The 820-nt window shown below is 38.4% G+C and carries 1 pseudogene; it reads left to right on the top strand.

The features are described from left to right. A pseudogene (locus E1140_RS21170) lies at positions 1 to 820 on the top strand (SusC/RagA family TonB-linked outer membrane protein); the annotation flags it as partial.

Genomic DNA, 820 nt, shown 5'->3' with positions numbered 1-820 from the left:
AATGGACAATGACAGTTACATTCCTAATGCGGAAAGCTCAAGAACTACCATGAGTTTTGGTGGTAACGGTCAGTTAGATAACGGATTATTCCTTTCAGGGACTATTAACTATACAAATACTTTCCAACAGGCTCCACAGTCAGGGGGTAGTGCATTTAACGACTATTTCACAGGTGCAAGTATTGCCGGCTCGCCAGGAAATTCAGCTGGTGCAGGTTCTATTTTTGCAAGGCTATTTTACTTACCAAGAAATTTTGACTTGAATGGTCTTCCATTTGAGAACCCGGTAAATGGTAATAATGTGTTCTATAGAGCTTTGGATAATCCGCGCTGGATTGCCAAATACAATCTATATACCAGTGAAGTAAATAGAGCCTATGGAAGTATGACCGCTTCTTATGATGTCACTGATTGGTTAACTGTACTTGCCCGTGGTGGTATGAATACTTATCATGATTCAAGAAGAAGCATTATTAGAAAAGGGGGTCTTTTAATACCAAATGGGGAGGTATGGACAGAAGATCTTTCCTACACTGAGCAGAATTATGATTTCACAGCTACTGCGAACAAGGATTTTGGTAATCTAAGTGTTAACGCACTTGTAGGTTTAAATATGCAGCAAAGAGATTTGAACAGAAGACGTGTTACCGGCTCAAACATTATTTCTACTGGCTTGAACAAAACCGATGCGACTTCGACTCAAATTGTAGATTATGACTACAATTTATTAAGAAGGCTTTATGCGGTCTATACTAATGTGGTATTAGGTTATAATGATTATCTGTATTTGACATTAACAGGAAGAAATGACTGGTCATCT

The organism is Fulvivirga lutimaris (genome assembly GCF_009711525.1).
GTDB classification, from domain to species: Bacteria; Bacteroidota; Bacteroidia; order Cytophagales; family Cyclobacteriaceae; genus Fulvivirga; species Fulvivirga lutimaris.
Note: the sequence above shows the minus strand (reverse complement) of the source record. Positions and strands in the feature narration are given on the sequence as shown.